The sequence below is a fragment of the Dactylosporangium sp. NPDC051485 genome (assembly GCF_040682015.1).
Lineage (GTDB): Bacteria > Actinomycetota > Actinomycetes > Mycobacteriales > Micromonosporaceae > Dactylosporangium.
Window position 1 is genome coordinate 1 of the sequence record NZ_JBFAZW010000168.1, and the last position, 16,676, is coordinate 16,676.

Annotated in this window: 19 protein-coding genes; 2 read left to right on the forward strand and 17 right to left on the reverse strand. The window is 71.7% G+C overall.

Annotated features, from left to right (window positions below):
• Positions 1 to 23 precede the first annotated feature (23 nt).
• A complete protein-coding gene (locus AB0M46_RS48120; RefSeq protein ID WP_363347843.1) occupies positions 24 to 935 on the reverse strand; it encodes a hypothetical protein in 912 nt (303 codons plus the stop codon).
• Positions 929 to 1,561 (reverse strand): hypothetical protein, encoded by a 633-nt coding sequence (locus AB0M46_RS48125; RefSeq protein ID WP_363347845.1) that lies wholly within the window; start codon positions 1,559 to 1,561, stop codon positions 929 to 931. Before AB0M46_RS48125 ends, AB0M46_RS48120 begins: the two co-directional genes overlap by 7 nt.
• A gap of 178 nt (positions 1,562 to 1,739) precedes the next feature.
• Between AB0M46_RS48125 and AB0M46_RS48130 the strand changes: the two genes are divergently transcribed.
• Both AB0M46_RS48130 and AB0M46_RS48135 read left to right on the forward strand, forming a co-directional pair.
• Complete coding sequence (locus tag AB0M46_RS48130) at positions 1,740 to 2,096, forward strand: hypothetical protein (RefSeq protein ID WP_363347847.1); 357 nt, start codon at positions 1,740 to 1,742, stop codon at positions 2,094 to 2,096.
• A 131-nt stretch (positions 2,097 to 2,227) separates the two neighbouring features.
• The gene (locus AB0M46_RS48135) at positions 2,228 to 2,560 is read left to right on the forward strand and encodes a helix-turn-helix domain-containing protein (protein ID WP_363347849.1); all 333 of its coding nucleotides are present in this window, start codon (positions 2,228 to 2,230) and stop codon (positions 2,558 to 2,560) included.
• A gap of 520 nt (positions 2,561 to 3,080) precedes the next feature.
• Here the strand turns inward: AB0M46_RS48135 and AB0M46_RS48140 are convergent.
• The 15 genes from AB0M46_RS48140 to AB0M46_RS48210 form a co-directional block, all read right to left on the reverse strand.
• Complete coding sequence (locus AB0M46_RS48140; RefSeq protein WP_363347851.1) at positions 3,081 to 3,539, reverse strand: DUF4262 domain-containing protein; 459 nt, start codon at positions 3,537 to 3,539, stop codon at positions 3,081 to 3,083.
• Between the two features lie 166 nt (positions 3,540 to 3,705).
• A complete protein-coding gene (locus AB0M46_RS48145; protein ID WP_363347853.1) occupies positions 3,706 to 4,212 on the reverse strand; it encodes a hypothetical protein in 507 nt (168 codons plus the stop codon).
• Positions 4,213 to 4,380: 168 nt separating this feature from the next.
• Complete coding sequence (locus AB0M46_RS48150; RefSeq protein WP_363347855.1) at positions 4,381 to 4,746, reverse strand: hypothetical protein; 366 nt, start codon at positions 4,744 to 4,746, stop codon at positions 4,381 to 4,383.
• Between the two features lie 82 nt (positions 4,747 to 4,828).
• Positions 4,829 to 5,407, reverse strand: coding sequence for an HAD domain-containing protein (locus AB0M46_RS48155; RefSeq protein ID WP_363347856.1), 579 nt, complete (start codon positions 5,405 to 5,407; stop codon positions 4,829 to 4,831).
• Positions 5,404 to 6,024 carry a hypothetical protein gene (locus AB0M46_RS48160; protein ID WP_363347859.1) on the reverse strand — a complete coding sequence of 207 codons (621 nt, stop codon included), beginning with the start codon at positions 6,022 to 6,024 and terminating at the stop codon, positions 5,404 to 5,406. Before AB0M46_RS48160 ends, AB0M46_RS48155 begins: the two co-directional genes overlap by 4 nt.
• A complete protein-coding gene (locus AB0M46_RS48165) occupies positions 6,005 to 6,802 on the reverse strand; it encodes a hypothetical protein (RefSeq protein WP_363347861.1) in 798 nt (265 codons plus the stop codon). Before AB0M46_RS48165 ends, AB0M46_RS48160 begins: the two co-directional genes overlap by 20 nt.
• A 192-nt stretch (positions 6,803 to 6,994) precedes the next feature.
• Positions 6,995 to 7,456 (reverse strand): hypothetical protein, encoded by a 462-nt coding sequence (locus AB0M46_RS48170; RefSeq protein WP_363347863.1) that lies wholly within the window; start codon positions 7,454 to 7,456, stop codon positions 6,995 to 6,997.
• Between the two features lie 32 nt (positions 7,457 to 7,488).
• Positions 7,489 to 9,087: a VWA domain-containing protein gene (locus tag AB0M46_RS48175; protein WP_363347865.1), complete on the reverse strand. Its 1,599-nt coding sequence runs from the start codon at positions 9,085 to 9,087 to the stop codon at positions 7,489 to 7,491.
• A 39-nt stretch (positions 9,088 to 9,126) separates the two neighbouring features.
• The gene (locus tag AB0M46_RS48180) at positions 9,127 to 10,317 is read right to left on the reverse strand and encodes an AAA family ATPase (protein WP_363347867.1); all 1,191 of its coding nucleotides are present in this window, start codon (positions 10,315 to 10,317) and stop codon (positions 9,127 to 9,129) included.
• 306 nt (positions 10,318 to 10,623) lie between these two features.
• Positions 10,624 to 11,133, reverse strand: a complete 510-nt coding sequence (locus tag AB0M46_RS48185) for a hypothetical protein (RefSeq protein WP_363347869.1) — start codon at positions 11,131 to 11,133, stop codon at positions 10,624 to 10,626.
• A gap of 252 nt (positions 11,134 to 11,385) precedes the next feature.
• On the reverse strand, positions 11,386 to 12,129 hold the full coding sequence (locus AB0M46_RS48190; protein WP_363347871.1) for a DUF4314 domain-containing protein: 744 nt from the start codon (positions 12,127 to 12,129) through the stop codon (positions 11,386 to 11,388).
• Positions 12,130 to 12,395: 266 nt separating this feature from the next.
• The gene (locus AB0M46_RS48195; protein ID WP_363347874.1) at positions 12,396 to 14,498 is read right to left on the reverse strand and encodes a hypothetical protein; all 2,103 of its coding nucleotides are present in this window, start codon (positions 14,496 to 14,498) and stop codon (positions 12,396 to 12,398) included.
• A gap of 805 nt (positions 14,499 to 15,303) precedes the next feature.
• Complete coding sequence (locus tag AB0M46_RS48200; protein WP_363347876.1) at positions 15,304 to 15,588, reverse strand: hypothetical protein; 285 nt, start codon at positions 15,586 to 15,588, stop codon at positions 15,304 to 15,306.
• Between the two features lie 122 nt (positions 15,589 to 15,710).
• On the reverse strand, positions 15,711 to 16,169 hold the full coding sequence (locus tag AB0M46_RS48205) for a hypothetical protein (protein WP_363347878.1): 459 nt from the start codon (positions 16,167 to 16,169) through the stop codon (positions 15,711 to 15,713).
• The coding region (locus AB0M46_RS48210) for a hypothetical protein (protein WP_363347880.1) at positions 16,166 to 16,676 on the reverse strand (511 nt) is incomplete at its 5' end. The genes AB0M46_RS48205 and AB0M46_RS48210, both read right to left, overlap by 4 nt.

Sequence of the window (16,676 nt, forward strand, 5' to 3'; positions counted from 1 at the left end):
GTGTGGTCGAGCTCATCGTGGATCTACCCCCGTGGGTTGGTGTTCAGCGCCTGGGACTCCGTCACCTCGAGCGCCAACGTCGCTGTCGTGGTCAGATCAGGGACCGTGCCGGTCTGCCCGCCGCCGGCCCAGGAGACCTGCCACGTCACCGTCGCGGTCAGCCGATACGAGCCGGGGCGGGTGTAGGTGTGCCCGCAGGTCGGCGATGCCTTGTCCGGGTCGGTGCCGGCGGTCCACGCCGTGCCCGGCCCGGCACACGTCACCGCGGGACCGTCACCGGTGGCGTAGACGAGCTTCGTCGGTTTCGCTGTGGCGGTCACCGACAGGCCCGGCACCGACGCCGTCGCCGTCTTCGTCCCCCAGGAGGAGCCGTCCAGCCACAGCCACGTCGGCAGGAACACCAGCTGCTTCGCCGGGGGTGCCGGGTTCACCCGGATCGCCGGCAGCGGCAGCTTCAGTTCCTTCACCGCCTGGGCCGCCAGGACCGCCGGGTCAGGTGTCACTCCACCGGCGAAGATCCGGAACTTCGTCACGCCACCGATCGGCGGGTAACCGCAGGCGCCGACGTACCACTGCCCCGGCGGAATCGCCGGGCCACCGAACGCCTCCGCGGATCGAAGGATGTCGCCGGTGGCGAGCTTGTAGTAGCAGCCGTCATCGGACAGCGTCCCGTAATCCGGCAGGCTGCACGGCACCTCCTTACCCCACGGATCATGGCAAGCGGTGCTCCCGCCGCCGCCGCCTCCTCCGCCGCCGGTGCCCGGACTGCCAGGACCGCCGACGACGACCTTGCATCGGGGATCGTTGGGGGTCTTGGAGCAGTCGACCGGTTTGATGACCCCCGCCAACGCTGGGCCGACGACGACAGTCGCCGCCAGCAGCGGGGCGAGCACTGCGGCGAGGACCGTTGCGGCGAGGCGGTTGCGGGTCAGCATGTGCCGACCTGTTGAGCGCCGAAGCCGCTCACCTTCCACGTGCCGTCCGCCTGCCGGTTCACGGTGGCCTTCGTCAGCCGCCGGCCGCCGGGCTCGTCGCTGTACGCCGGTCCGGGTGAGGCCCGGACCAGCTGTGATGCGCTGTCGTCGAGGCAATCGGTGATCTCGATTTCCGTCGGTGCGGTCGTCGGCGTCACCGCCGTGATCTTCGGTGCCAGGGCGACGTTTCCGGTGCCCTTCAACCCCTGATCCTTCACCGATTGGATCCCGGCGGTCAGCGTCTTCAATGCGTCACCGGTGGCGTACTTCGCCAAATCGGGACTGGCCGGGTCCGGTGTGGTGAGTGCTGCGACGTAGGCGCGCCACATGCCGCGGTAGGCATCCAGCGCACCGCGACCGGCGGCGGCGGCGGCGGCGGGGTCATCCGACGCCGCAGCCGAGGATGCCGCCGCCGCAGACGATGGAGCTGCTGGTGTCACTGGTGCGGCAGGTTTCTGGGTACTGCATCCGGCAGCGAGGCAGAGCAATACACTCCCTGCCGAAACCGCCACACGGGACAGTCGCCGAGTCTGCACCATCACCACCACCAGATCGTCGAGAAACAAGGTCCACTCATGCTTGTACACCGCTGCCCCCCACTATCCGCAACATGCAGTAAGTCGCGGAACGTATCGACGAGCGCATACTCAACGTGACGAGATTCCCCGGCAAATCGGGTATACCAACTCCACTGTCGGGTGGCCGACAGTTCGGCGACGAATCGACGCCTTTAGACTTCCGAGTACCGTTTGAGGAGGCCGCCGCATGAGCGGAAACCGCGATCACAGCCCACAGGATCTGGCTGCAGAACTGGCGTGCACCCCCGGCGCGGTGCCCGTCCTCGTCACACTCCAGGACCGCGGCGGCCGGGCACCGTCGGCCACCTTGCGCCAGGCATGTACCGGCGGCATCGATGACGCACTGCGATGGCTCACCGCCGTCCACCTCGTCCGGCCGAGCAACGCTGACGGCACCCTCGATTTCGATCAACGTGACGTCGATTACGAACTCACCACGATCGGCACGCAACTGACCCGATCATTGACCGATCTGGCCTCCTGCCTGCACGAAACCGCACCGACGGACCGGGTCCACGCAGCGACCGGAGATGCACGGCAATAGGTCCGATCTGCCCTTTCTTCAGAAGAATGCGCAGGTCAGCGCGAATCAACGGGGACGAGAAACGCACTCACGTCCGTCTACACTCTCCCCCTGGGGACATCGACCTGGGATGCCGAATGGGGGAGGCATGGGTGGACTTCCGCACGATCTACGACGCGCTGGACTTCTTCCGACACCGCTGGACCATGGAGATCCTGGCTTCGCTGCAAGCGCAGCCGAAGGGCTTCAACGACCTGCAACGATCCGTCAACGCCGTGCACGCCACGAGCTTCAACCAGGCGCTGCAGCGCCTGGTTGACCACGGGCTGATCAGCCGGCCAGACCCAGGCGCACGCGGGCAGGTCTACGCCCTGACACCCGTCGGCGAGCGCGCATATCCGCTGATCGTCGCGTTCGTCAACGAGCTCGGCCTGTGGGGTGAGGCCCGCACCAATCAGGAGCACCAGACGCGACGCTCGGCGTAACCGCTCGCCGCGTCAGGGCACGGCCCGGCTCCGGGTTGGCGGTCGTCTGCCGGCGCGACTGCTGTTATGACCGCCTGCTGCAGGCACGGGGCAAGCGGTCGTACTCCGCCGTTTGTGGTGGCATCCCTGAGCGGGAAACCGCCAAGGGACGCCACCACAAACGGCGGCCAGGCAGCCGTCCCGGCCTCAAACTCCGCCAGCCGGTCCCGGGCAGCACGGCGGATATCGACAGAAACGCAAAAAGGGTCACGGTTCTTGCTCGGTCGGGTCGCCGGACCCCGATGATGCGGGCCCGCCCGTCACTGATCTGCGGGCAGGGCGTCACCTCCTGGCACGCGGTCGGCGGGGCAGGTGCGGGTGCAGGTATAGGATCGTCCGTTGCCGACGAGGGACCCGGCCGGGTTGCTGGACATGTTCGTGGGTCTGACCCGCAGGTGGGGTCAGCCTGGCTGTGGGGTGAGGCAGCGGCGATGGCCGCTGTCTCACCCCACCGTGCGGCGTGGGCGGCAGCTTGCAGGTGTTACAGCGTGCCGGTCAGTGGCTGGCTGTCCGGGTCGAGGGTGCAGCCCTGTTGCCAGGGGAACATGCCGTGCTGGTCGGGCCACACGATCTGCTGCAGGCGCACCTGCTCGGCGCCGTACCGGGCGGTAGCGGCGGCGGGCCGCACGCGCTCGGTGGGGCGGCCGTCGACGACGACGGCGTCGTAGCCGGCGAGCAGGTGTTGGACGCGGGTGCCGTGCACGACCGGACCGTCGCCCAGAGCCCGTTCGGCCATGTCGTTGAGCAGACCGTGGGCGAGGTCGAGGGGCAGGCCGGTGATGAGGAACTCGGGCAGGAAGCGGGCGGTGAGACCGACGGTGTAGGCGTACGGCATCACGGTGTCGGGGTCCTCGGCGGTGGGATGGATGAGGACGACCGCCCATCCGACCCGTCGGATGATCTCGTTCTGGCGGCGGACGAAGTTCTCGATGCCGGACATGGGCATCAGTCTCCTTCACGACGTGACGGCTGCGCCGTCCCGGAACGGGGCGTCGCAGCCTTCGGAATTCGGGTGTGTACGGCGTCGACCGCGCCGTCCGTGGCCGGGCGACGCGGTCGAGGTCGGGGTCGGGTGTGCAGTGGGGTCGCTGCCGGGGCGGCTGCGCTCAGGCGGCGGCGAGGGCGAGGGCGGCGCCAGGTCTGCGGCGTGGCAGTTGGCTCGACCGTCGGCCGTGGACCGCTCCGAAGGCACTGGCGGCGCTGGCGGCGCTGGTGAACCAGTCGGTGAACCGGCCCGTGCTCGGGCGGCCGACAGCGGCGCGCCCGATGACGGTGGGTGCCGGTCGCGGGTCGTCCGCAGCGACCGGAGCAGGGACGGCGGGCGCTGCGGTTCGGGCGATGAGCGGGGAACTCGCCGCCGCTGGTGACCGTACGGGTGCCAGCGGGCGGCGGGCCATCCGCAGCGCCCGCTGCGCCTGGACGGCCGGGGCGCAGACGCCGCGAACGCCGGTGCAGCGCAGGTTGGTGCAGTCGCCGGTACGGCTGCGCTGATGCTCGGCGGCGACGTCGAACGCCAGCCGCCAGAGCAGCACGTCGACCACATCCTCCGGGACGGTCACGTCGGCGGACGGATGCGTGCGCTCCTGGATGGCGATGCTGAGCATGCTGGTCATGGCGTGGTCTCCCCGCGTCGCGTGCGTCTGGGCAGCCGCCGGCACCCGGCACGCGGGTTGCGGCGGGGTTGCCGGTTCGGCACACCCATCGACGCTCGACTTTCCCCGCAGGTCAAGTCGGCGCGAGCCACCCCGGGCGGAGCGCGGGTACGAGATCCCGCCGGTGCGTCAACCGGCGGGAGTGTCCGCAGACGCCGAGCCGGGCGGTTCGACCTCGATGAAGCCGAAGAGGCGTCCGATGAGTTGCAGCCGCCAGGTGTGGTACCGGTCGTAGAAGCCGCGGCAGACCGCCGGTTGCGCGTCGGGGTGGTTGCCGTACGGGAGCGTGTCGTGGCAGATCACATAGCTGCCGTCGGCCACCGCCGCGGCGACGATCCCTTTGAGCCGACCGGTCGCCAGGTGCATCCGGTTGCCGGGGTGGAAGATGCAGGTGTCGCATTGGCGGGCCAGCAGGCGGGTCTTGCGAGAGACGGGGTCGCCGACGCTGAGGGGCGCTGCTACCGCGTCGGTGTCGGTGTCGGGTACGGGGTCCATGGTGACTCCCTCGGGTTGACACGGCGCGGCGGCCGTCGGTGGGTGCTCGACGGCCGCCGCGCGGGTGTGGGTTGGGCGAGGTTCAGGTGACCGGTGACCGGTCGTGGTGTCCGGTGATGTCGTCGAGCCAGGTCAGGACGGTGTCGACGTGGTCACGGCGCAGCCCGGTGTGCGGGTCGACCGGGACGAGCAGGGTCGGGACACCGGACCTGGTGCGGGAGCGGGCGTTGTCGGGGTCTTTGCCGCCGAACTGGTCATCGAGGACAGCGACGGGCCGGGTACCGGTGTGCTGGTAGAGGTCGAACAGCTTCAGCTGGTGGCCCCACCGCACGCCGGCGGTGGTCACGTCGATGACGGTGAGGTCAGTGGGCAGGCCGAGGCGGGAGGCGATGAAGGTCGCGGCGAGCGGACCCCAGCTGGTGCACCACACCAGTTCCGCGCCGGCGCCGGCGATTTCGGCCAGCCATGTGCCGTGTTTCGGGTGCAGCCACACGGTCCCGGTGATCGGGTTCCCGGTGGGGTCGGGTCCGGCGTAGTGGCGGGGCCGGTAGCCGAGCTGTTCGGCGGCGGCCGGGTCGTCGGGGTTGAGGACGCCGTCGACGTCCACGGCCACGACCGGCCGGCCGGTAGCCCGGGTCGGTGCTGCCGCGCCGGCCGTCACGGTGTCACCGTGGCCGGACTCGAGTGAAACGGCGTGACCACCCGGCTGGCGTCCTGGTCCGTCGCACGGTCGGGGTGCCACGTCGCGGCGGCTGCATCGTTCGGGACTGGTCCTGCCGTGGGCGGGGCGGGGGTGCCGCTGCGGCGTCGTCCGACGGTTCGGGACGGCGCGGCTCGGCAACTGGCCCAGCCGACGAACAGCCAACCGTCCGGCTGGGAGTGGATACCGGTGCGGGTTGGGCTGGTCCGTACGGTGAAGGTGAGGGTGAGGGTGCCGGCGATGCGGTCCAGTTCGGCCGGGCCGAGCAGATAGGTGGTGCCGCTGCCGGTGAGATCGTCGACGTGGACGGTGCGGGTGGGCTGGCGGACGGGTATCGCGCCGGCCGGTCCGCACCTGTCGGCGGTACGCGGGTCGTCGTGCTCCATGAGCGTCCCGGCGAGTGCTTCCGCCGCGTCGAGATCGGTGATCGTGTCGGTGATGATGACGAAGGGGTCCTTGTCGGCGATGGGGCCGCTGTAGCGGTGGCCGTGCTCGCGGGCGGCGTCGCGGCGGGCGGTGTCGAATGCGGTGTCGGCGTCTTCGCCGTCGGCGTAGGTTTCAAACGCCCAGGTGTTCATGCGGGTGCTCTCCTGTCGTCTCGGTCTCGGAGGGTTCAGCGGGATGGGTGCCGCCGGCGGCTGGACCATCGTCGGGGTGCGCGGCCATCGGGGCCGGGACGCGCGGGTCGGCGTCGGGGGCGGTGCAGGCGCGGATGAGCGCGGTGAGGAGCCGGGCGGGGGTGCTGCCGGTGGCGGTGACGTGCCATGGCGGGCTGCCGTCGTGGCCGGTGCTGTGGAGCGTGAAGCCGCCGTCGGCGGCGAGGTCGGCGTGGACGGTGTCGCCGCCGACGACGGTCTGGTAGCGGCGGGCGGCGCGGTGTTCGGTGAGCGCGGCGACGAATCCGGTGTCGACGAGCGCGGCGAGCACCGCAGTGCCGGGGTCTGCGTGGCCGTCGGCGTGCCAGGTGATGTCGGCGGTGACGGGTGTGGTCATACCGACCGCGTGGAGGGCCTCGCAGGCGTCGCTGACGTCGGCGGCTGCCTCCTCGCGCTGCTCGCGTATCCGTCCGCGCAGTTGCAGCAGCGTGAGCAGCTGCAGCAGGTCTCCTTCGTGGTTGTCGATCGGGCCGTCGCCGATGACCTCGAGCAGGAACGACAGGGGTGCGTCGAGGAGGTGCCAGAGGTGGGTGGCGGCGGCGTCGCGGGCGGTGGCTTCGATGAGCGTTGTGACGAGGGAACCGAGCCGGGGCTCCGTGGGGTCCAGGGCGTCGGGGCCGATGCGCCAGCCGGCCGATGTGGTGTGCGAGTCGAGGTGGTGCTGCAGCGGGAACCGCAGCGGGTCGGTGTGTTCGGGCATGCGTGTGCTCCAGGCTGGAGTAGGGCGCGCAGCACTGCCCGGCCGCAGCCGGGGCAGCGCTGCGGCGCAGATCAGCAGTGGTGGTTGTTCAGGTCGCCGGTGCCGGATCGGGTCCTCACGGATCGCTGACTCAGCCGGCTCTTGCCGATGAGGTCCGCGAGCGGGGTCGGATTCCCGGCGGTGGCAGCGGTGTCAGCGCTTGGTTGCGTGGATGAGGAAGCAGTCCGGTGCGGCTGGGTTGTCGTGGCGGTAGTCGCCGAGGCGGGTGTCGTAGTGGGCGGGCTGGCCGCAGTCGGTGCAGCGCATCGGTGCCGGGGTGTCCGCGTCGGCGTCGAGGTCGGTGCCGTCGTCGGCCTGGGTGGTGGTGTGGTCATGGCCCGGGAAGCGGCAGGTGCCGTGCGTGCACCAGGGTCGGTCGGGTGCGCGCAGCGCGGCGGTGACGGCGTCCTGGATGGCGACGGTGAGTTCGATGGTGGCTTCGGTGCCGTCGTACGGGACGCCGGCGTCGATGAGGAAGTCGTTGGCGTCGCAGTGGTCGTGCAGGTCGGTGTAGGACCGCACGGTGGCGGGCAGGACGCCTTCGGCGATGCTGTCGTCGATTGCGGTGAGGATCTGCTCGGCCCAGCCCGCGATCCGCGGATCGGTTGCTGACATCAGGGTTGCTGCTCCTGTCGGGTGGGTCGCTGTCACGCCTTGGTGAGGGCCGTGACGGCGGCGGCGGCGATGACGTCGATCGCCGTGACCGGGTTGGTGACGGCGACCGTCGTGGTGTGGGTGTAGGTGTGGCAGGCGTCGCTGTCCTCGGGGTGCAGCCACAGCACCGCGCATCCGGTGCGGTGCAGGGTGGTGATGAGGCGCTGCGCGGCGTCGGTGCCCTCGACGAACCAGCCGTCGGAGACCACGGCGAGCATCCGGACGGTGCTGCGGTGGCGCAGGTTGAGCAGCTGGTCGGCGAGTTTGACCGCCTCGGTGAACCGTTCGTAGCTGTCGTCGGCCTGCATCTGCTGGACCTGGGCGGGCTTGTGGTGTGGCGGGACGAGCAGCGTTACCGCTTCGCCGAAGGCGAGGGTGGTGACGGTGGCGTCGGTGCGGCGGGCGGCGTTGGCGAGGATCCACGCCGCCGAGGACATCGGTTCGGCGAACGCCCACATCGACCCGGACACGTCGACGAGGACGGCGAGGTGCAGCTTCGGTTTGTGCGGCGGCAGGGTGGCGCGTTGCTGCCACGGCTGGGCGGTGGGCATCTGCCCGGCGGCGCGTTGGGCGTCGGCGGTGATCGCGGCGCGGGCCCGCAGCCGCCCGGGCGGGATCGCCGACGGACGGGTACCAGGTTCGACGCTGCTGGTCCGCGCCGCGCGGAGCCGGGCGGCGAGCGTGTTGGCCGCCTGGCGTTCCTCTGCGGTCGGGTCGCGCAGCGTCCACTCGGCCGGTGCGCCGTGCCGTTCGGCGATGCACCGCTCGGTGTAGGCGGCCGGGGTGAGCCCGGCCGCCGCGGCGAGGAACCCACCGATCGCGGCGGCCAGCGCCCCGGCGAACTCGCCGTCGTCCGCGACCGGGGTCGCCGGCTGGGCGGCGGGGTCGATGCCGAGCAGCCGGCACCACCGCCACGCCAGCTCGATCATCGTGTCGGCGTCGGTGTCGGCGACGGCGTGGGCGTCCCGCCAGATCTCGCGCAGCTGCGCCAGCCGCTGGCGGCCGAGGATGCCGGTGACCGCGATACGGACGGCTTTGACGTCTTTGGCGGTGAGGATGCGGGCGTCGACGCGGGCCAGCAGCAGCCCGGCGGCGTAGGCGGCGTGCCAGGGGTCGTCGACCGGTGCGTCGTCTGCGTTGACCAGGACATTGACCATGTGCCGCAGCCAGCGGCGGTCGCCGCGGCGGCGGGCGCGTTGGCGGCCTTCGGCCCTCGATTCCTCGAGCACCATGGCGATGTCGGCGACGACGGGCGGGGTGCCGGGCGGTGCCGTCCACAGGCTGTGGGCGGCGTGGCCGGCTTCGTGGACGAGGGCACCGTAGCCGGTCGGGACGAGCTTCTTGTGTGCGGCGCGGCGCGGGTTGGCGATGTCGGGGGCGCCGATGTGGGTGGCGTCGACCTCGATCCGGGCGAAGTGCGGGTAGAAGCATGCGGGTGCGTCGCCGCCGGCGCCGGGGGCGACGACGACGGTCAGGTCGGTGCGGCCGGTCAGTTTCGCGGCTTCGCGGGTCCAGGCCTGGTCCCACTCGGCCCAGTCCGGGTGGGTCTTGGCGAGTCCGGCGGGGCGCAGGTGGCTGCTGGGATGTGGCATCGCGGTTCCTCCTTCGATGGTGGCTCTTGTTGGTGCGCGTCAGCGCTGTGTGCCGAGGGTCAATGGCGTGACCGGGGTGCCGAACGCAGCCGTCAGGGCGGCGATGACGGCGGCCCGGTCGTCGAGCGGGGCGCGGCCGGCGAGGTTGGCCACGGCGGTGGGCAGGCCGAGGGTCTTCCGGACCCGGGTGAAGCCGAGCAGCTCACGCAGCTGCGGCGCCCAGGTGACCTTCCCTGCCTCGGCGTCGGCGTTGAGGGCGACTGCGGCGGTGATCGCCGCGGCGGGGACGCCGAGGTGCCGGGCGAGGTCCCAGTCGGTGGTGACCTCGATGTGCACGTCGAAGCGGGACGCGAGGGCCTCGGTGAGCACGGCGCCGTGGACGCCGGGGTTGTGCCCGGCGATGACGTAGAACCCGTCGACGGCTTCGACGCGTTCGTTGCGGTAGCCGGGGATGTGGATGACGCGGCGGCCGTCCATCGCCGGGTACAGCACGGCGAGGACTTTCGGCGGGATGAGAGAGGCGTCGTCGATGAGCAGCGCCCGGCCCTGCCGCATCGCCTGGACGAGGGGGCCGTACACGAACTCGTACCCGCCGTCGGGCAGCGGGACGAAGTTGCCGAGGAAGTCCTCCACGACGGTGTCGCCGGTGCCGGTGATCGTGAGCAGGTCGTCGAACGCCGCCTCGACCATGGCGGTCTTCCCGGTGCCGGGCGGCCCGTACAGCAACACCGGGATCCGCTTGTCCCGCAGCCGGCGCAGCACGTCGACGTCCGCGGCGCCGGCCAGCTTGCGGGGGAAGTACAGCTCGCCGTTGGGTCGGGTGACCGGCCCGCGCCGCCCGGACCGGCCTGCCCCACCTCCGCCGCCGGAGGCGGCGCGGGGCGCGGCGGGCGGCATGGTGCCGGCGGCGTCGATCCCGGCCTGGGTGATCCGGAACCGGTGCGGACCGCTCTCGTGGGTGGCGTGACCCGCAGCGGTCATCTTCTTGAGCACCTCGGACACCGCACCGGACGACGGGACACCGAGGGCGTTCTTGATCGCGCCCGGTTGGTGGAACTCGTCGGGGTGCTCGACCAGGTACAGCGCAACCAGGGGATACAGGTAGCCGGGCCGGCTTCCTGCCGGCTCAGTGCCCGGGTCAGCCGCGGGAACTGCGGCGGCCTCGGCCGCGTCGGCGGCCGTTGCCGGCGGTGGTTCCGGCGTGGACGGGCTCGGGGTTGGTGTGGTCATGGACTGCCTCGATTCGTAGGAGAACGAGGCCCGCGCACCCGTCTCCGGATGCGCGGGCGGATGGATCCGCGCAGCGGAGACGGATGCGGTGTTCGCCATGCCGTCCTCGGCCGGTCGGCCGGAAGCGATGGCGGGTGACCACACCCGGTGGTGCGTGCAACAGCGGGAGCTCGGCCTGCCTCGGAGGCCAGGCCGCTCGTGCGGTTCAGCGCCGACGGGTTACCCCTTGCTGTTGGCACGGGTTGCCCACCTCACGCGGGGTGGGGCAGGCGGCGGCTCAGCAGGTCCGGGGTCCGTGGATAGGGGCTAGTGGCGCAGTTGCACCTCGATCGCGGGGCGGCGGGAGACGGTGACGGTCAGGCCGAAGGCGGTGCCGTCGGACATCTCCAACCAGATGCCGCGGTCGAGGGTCAGCACTCCGGCGTCGGGGTAGGTACGCGCGGTGACGGTCACCGGCTCGCCGGTGTCGTCGACCAGCACGGGCAGGTCGGCGTCGACGCAGAGCTGCTCGAGCGTGTCGCCTCCGAGCAGGCGGGTGACGAGCGCTTCGATGAGCTGCTCGTAGCTGAGTTCGTCGGCGGTGTACGGGTCGACGGAGTCGTAGTTGTCGGCGTCAGCGCGCCGATCGTGGTGGTGCCGCATGGCACGGTTTCCTTCGATGTTCTGGTCGTGGCCGTGGTTCGGGTGGTGGCGCCGCGCGGCCGTGGCCCAGCCCGAGCACCAGTTGGGCGCCGGCGCGCGGCGCGGCCGGGGACGGGTTGAGTGGGTCAGGTCGGCCCGGAGGTGGATTCCGGCGGGGAAGGTGCGGTCGTGCACGGCCAGGGGGGTGTCGGTGACCGGGTCGGTGAGCTGGGTCAGGCGCAGCGCCAGCCACCGGTGGCCCGTCGTCGCCGATGACGGTGGAAAAGGTGTCCGGATGCGCGTCGCGGAGGGTGTCGAACGCTGTCCGCTCGGCGGTGTGCGGCGGGGTCGGGCCGGTGCGAGGTCTGCGCCGTGACCAGGGTGGTGTCGACTTCGACCATCCGGCCCATCGGCATGTCCACAGCGCAGGGGCGCGGGATGGCGGGTTCACCGGGTCGGGCCTGCTGCAGCCGCGGGCGGTGGAAGATCCCAGTCGCCGGAGAACACCCCGACGCTGCCGAAGGTGACGTGGTCCGGGTGCAGGTGCGACAGGTCCCGGTCATCGCCGGTCGGGTGCAGCCGGCGTCGGCACGCGGCGGCGATGGTGTCGGTGACCGAAGTGGTGTAGCCGTCGCGGTAGGCATCCTCGGCCTGCTGCCACTGCTCACCGGTGAGCAGCGACGCCGCGTGATCGGAACCGACGGCGGCGGACACCGTCGCGGGCCGCGGTACGGTGACGCCGCTGGCCCAGTCCTGCACGGGGGAGGGAAGGATGTCCAGGACGGCGGGGTCCTCGTCGTCGATCCCCTCGAGGATGCGCCGAGCCGTCGCTGCGGTGTCGCCGCTGGCGCGTCCGCCGATCGTGTCCTGCAGCCACCGTTCGGCGGCGGTGGTCCCGTCGGTGGTGCCGACGATCCGCAGGGCGTCGAGCAGCTCCGCCCAGGCGACGCCACCGGCGGGGCCGACCCATTCCGCAGGGCTGGCAGCGTCCCAAGGACCGGCCAGGATCGGGGTGATGGCGTCGCCGCTGTCGAGCAGCATGGACAGGTTTGAACCGCTGTCCCAGGTGACGTCGACGCGGCGCTGGCCAGCGTCGTAGCGGCGGACGGTGCCCTCGTCGCCGGGACGCAGCTCGGTGTGCGGGTCGCTGGTGTGGACCAGCGCGACGCGCTGGCCGGGTTCGTACTGCATCAGGTCCTCCATGTGCATGGCCGGCCGTGGTTCGGCGGCCGGGGACGGGTTGGGATCGGGCGCCCCGCGCCGGGCGAGCCGGCGCGGGACATGGCGGAGCACCCGGGCCGCAGATCCGCGGCACAGGTGAGAGGTGAAACTCGGGATCGCAGGCCGTGCGGTGGCCCGGTCCTACGGGCGCTGCTGCCGCGGCGGCTTCGGCCGTGACGGTCGGCACCTGGACCGCGCGGTCGCGGTGTGGTGGTGCGGTGGCTGGCTGGGGACGGTCAGTCGGTCTGCTCATCGCGGTCGAGGTGCAGGCGCTGCCGTTCCAGGGCGATCAGCTCGCGGGCGGGGGCCTGCCAGCTGTCGTCGCCCGTCGGGGCGGGTGTCGTGCCGGCGGCGAGGGCCCGCAACGCGGGGATCTGCGCGGCGTAGGCACCGCCGAGCGCCTGCAGGTCGGCGCAGGCACGGTCGACGTGGTCACGGACCTGCTTCACCCACCGGCCGGGCCGGCCCCACTGGTCGCGGCGGCGGCCGTGCAGCGGCCCTTCGCACAGGTTGGACGCCAGCCACACCACCGGCGGGTGGACGCCGACCGCCTCGGCCAGCAGCGCGACCTTCTCGTAGTCCCAGGCGGTGCTGACGCCTTGGGCGCGGCGGAACCCGGCCGGTCTCGGCCGGATGAGCAGGTTCCAGTACACGGTGCGGACCGCGGTGGAGGCGACCAGGTCACGCTCGTCGCGGAACCCGCCGGCCGTCAGCGCGTGCGGGAGCCCGTCGGTGAGCAGGTGCGCCAACTCCCGCCGGGTGACCGGCACCGCCGGGTCATCCGCCGAGTTCAGACGCACCCGCCGGGCGGCTGGCGTCGGCGGTGGCATGGTCGGCGTCGGCAGGGTGCCGCCGTCGGCGAGGTCCGCCAGGAGGCCGAGCAGCAGCCCACCGAACTCGGTGAGCATGAGTTCGAAGCCGCGGCTGCGGTCGCTGTAGTCCTGGCTCGGCATCCACCGGCCGCCGCCGCGGTGCCGGACCCGGTGCGCCGCCTCGTGGAACAGCACCGCCAGGGTCCGCCCCCGGTCGGTGAGGACGTCACGGTGAACCGCGACGTCACCGTTGCGCGGGGTGTAGAACCCGTCCGCGCACGGGGACTCCTCGCTGTCGATGTAGACGCGGACCCGGTCAAGGGCGAACGGCCCGATCAGCCGGCACAGCAGCGTCTTGGCGTCGGTCAGCAGGTCGCGTTCGGCTGGGTTGAGGTCCCGGTCCGGGACCCAGGTGGTCTTGTCGTGGTTGCGTTCGTAGTGCCGCTGCTGGCGGACCCTGGCGACCTCCACGCCGAGCAGCGTCATCAGGGCTTGCTCGTGGTAGTCCGACAGGCCGCCGGCCGTCACGCGGGTGTAGTCCATGTCCTGCAGGTCCAGCACCGCCTCCTCCTGGCGGCGTCCGGCGTAGAACGCGTTGGCCGGCAGGTTGGCGCGTCCCCACGTCCGCCACGCGGCGCGGGGCCGTGGGGCATCGACGCCGGTGAAGAACTGCTCCGGATCACGGAACTTCCCGCCGTCGAGGGCGTGACCGGCGAACCGTGCGATGACCTGCGGGTCGTCGCTGGCGGCGAGGATCGTGCGGACGGCGTCGCGCAGCGCGCCGGCTTCGATGACGGTCCGGTCGCGGTTCTGCAGATGCTTGTCATCCAGCGGCAGGTCGTAGGAGGCGAGCAGGCCGGTCATGGTGGACACCAGGACGCCGCCGATCCAGACCCGGCCCGGCTCGCCGACGAGCACACAGGCGCCCGGCGCTGCGGGCGGGCTGTAGCCGGGTTCGCTCAACGCCCGGAACCGTCCGATCGCCTCGTCCGCCAACTGCTGCGGGCATTCGACGGTGAAGACGGTGCCGCGGGCGCGGTCGTTGCGGTACAGGTGGTAGACGAGGACCTCCGCGCCCCGCCCGGATCGGGACGGGATCATGCCGGCGAGCAGCCGGCGCCGCTCGACGGTGGGCGTGAATTTGTAGCCGACTGTTTCGCACAGCACCTCGCCGATCTCGGGGCTGCGGGCCAGGACCAGGCAGGCGAGTTTCTTGCCCTCGCCGAACTGGCCGATCTGCTGCGCGGTCTTGTCGGAGTGCCCGAGGATCATGCCCTCCTCGGGGATACCGGGGCCGTCGTCGGCGATGGTGAGGACCCCGTCGGCCCACGCCACGCGCGCGGTGGGGTCCTCGTCGAGGGCGTTGGCGATGAGCTCGCACAGCGCCCGGACGGGGGTCCAGGACTTCACGTAGTCCGGGGAGATGGGGTAGGCGAGGGTGTCGTCGGCCGGTTCCGGCACGGTATCGGTGGTGTCGATGCCGTGTGGTTCGGTGTGCCGGTCAGGACTGGCACCGGTGGTGGTCATGGTGGATCTCCTTGTCGGTTGGTCGTGCCGCTCGGTGCGGCGCGTGGAGCTGGTGCTCCGCGGGTCGTGGCAGCGCTGACAGCTAGGGGGCTGTCACATCCGGGTCTGGGTCGGGTTGGGTGGCGTGGCCCTGGAGCGGGTGCTGTCTGGCATGGCGGCTGCGGGAGGGTCGGCAGGCCAAGGCCTCGCCCGGTGATCGGTTCCGGGGTTGCCGCGCCGTGTCGCGGTCAGCGGTCGTTGGCACGACGCGGCCCCTGGTGTCGCCGGCCGGTCCTGCTGGCCTGAGGGTTGTCACGTCAGGACCGGACGGCGACGCCCGAGATCGACGCTTGCCTTTCCACGGCGGTCAAGTCGTCCTACGCCGGCGGTCCAACTTGAGGCCGCTGGCTACCCGTTCTGCCTCGTCGCCGATGCCGGTGTTGGTCGTGCCGCTGGCGATGCCTGCGATGGTCAGGAGGTGACCGTGCGGCGCGTCAGTGTCCGGTGAGCGCCCGCGCTGCGGCCCGACCGATCGGGTACGCGCAGTCGATCGGACGCCGGAGGGTGTGACGAGGTGCATGCGTTGTCGCCGTGTTCCGAGGCAGGCTGCCGCGCGGCCCTTCCCGGGACGCGCGGCAGCGGATGGTGATACCGCGTCGTGCGGGAAGGAGGGCCGGTACGCGCGATGGGCGTACGGCGGTGGTACCGACATGCGGCCGTGCGGACCCTTTGGAGCAGGTCGGATGGTGTCCGGCGGCCGGTCAAGCTGGTGGTTCGGGTGGTGGCTGCGCCGATGGGTTACCGGCGCGGTAGTAGTGCCGTCGGGTCAGTGGCGCAGGTCGACGTCGATGGCGGGGCGACGGGAAACGGTGAGGGTGAGGCCGAAGGCGCTGCCGTCGGACAGTTCGAGGTAGATGCCGCGGTCGAGGGTGAGGACGCCCGCGTCGCGGTAGGTGTGGGCGGTGAGCGTGATCGGGGTGCCGTCACGCTCGATGAGCACGGGCAGGCCCGCGTCGGTGCACAGCTGCTCGAGGGCGTCGCCGTCCAGTAGGGCGGTGACGAGGTCCAGCAGGAGCTGTTCGTGGCCGTAGTCGTCGTCGGGGTCGTGCATCGGTGGCTGTTCCTCTCGGTGTGGTGACGGAGGTGCTGCGGTCCCGGGACGCGTCTGTCGGTGTGACCGGTGCGGGTGTCGCCGGGTGGTCGGGGGCGTGTGCTGGCGCTGGGTCGGATTGGTCAGTGGGTGATGTCGATCCAGAGGTGGTGGCGGGTGGGGCAGGTGCGGTCGTGGACCTGCGCGATGGTGTCGGCGATCGGGTCGGTGAGCCGGGTCAGTCGCAGCGCCAGCCAGACCGTGTTCGGTCCGTCGCGACGGACCATGTGCAGGAGTTGGTGGCCGATGACGGTGCTGAACGTGTCCGGGTGTGCCGCCTGCAGCGCGTCGAACGCGCTGCGGTGGGTGGGCGTCGCGTCGGGCCGGTAGGCGTTCCAGGTGGTGAAGTGGCCGAGGTCGAGGTAGCGGGGCCCGTAGGTCGACAGCACGGTGCCGGAGAACTCGGGGCCGTAGGCGAGCAGCGGCAGGCCGGGGATGCGGCTGCGGAGTTCGCGGACGGTGAGTGGGATCCGGCCGTCGAGCCGCCACCACGCCGCGGGCATCTCGGTGCCTTCGTCGAGGGTGTAGTCATCGTCGATCACCGCTGGGACTCCTGCGTGTGGGTGTGTTCCGGAGCTGGTGGCCACGGCTGCCGGTGCCAGTCGAGGACCGGTTCGGGGCCCTCCGAGGAGCGGCAGACGCTGCAGGTCCGGGTGACGTCGACGCGAGCGCCGGACGGCCACAGCAGTTCGCGGTAGGCGATCTCCTCCACGGCGCCGCAGACGCTGCACCGGATGCGGTCGCCGTCGGGGCCGTGCGGTTCGAAGACCGGCTCGGGTCCGGCGTGGGTGATCGGGGCCGCGGTCCAGGGCAGGGCCGGGTGCGCGACGCGCGACCAGCCGGTGCCGTCGTCGGTGACCGGGGTCCGGTCGCCGAAGGTGTCGATCAGCCAGGTCTGGCCGTGCTCGATGGCGGTGAAGACCGGGCTGTGCCGGGTGTGGCTGCAGCCGGTGCCGGCGAGGAGCCGCTGCAGCACCGCGGGCTGGAAGCGGGCGAGGTCGCCGCCGAGCCGGTAGCCGGGGCAGGTCTGGCCCGGGTAGGTGCCGAGC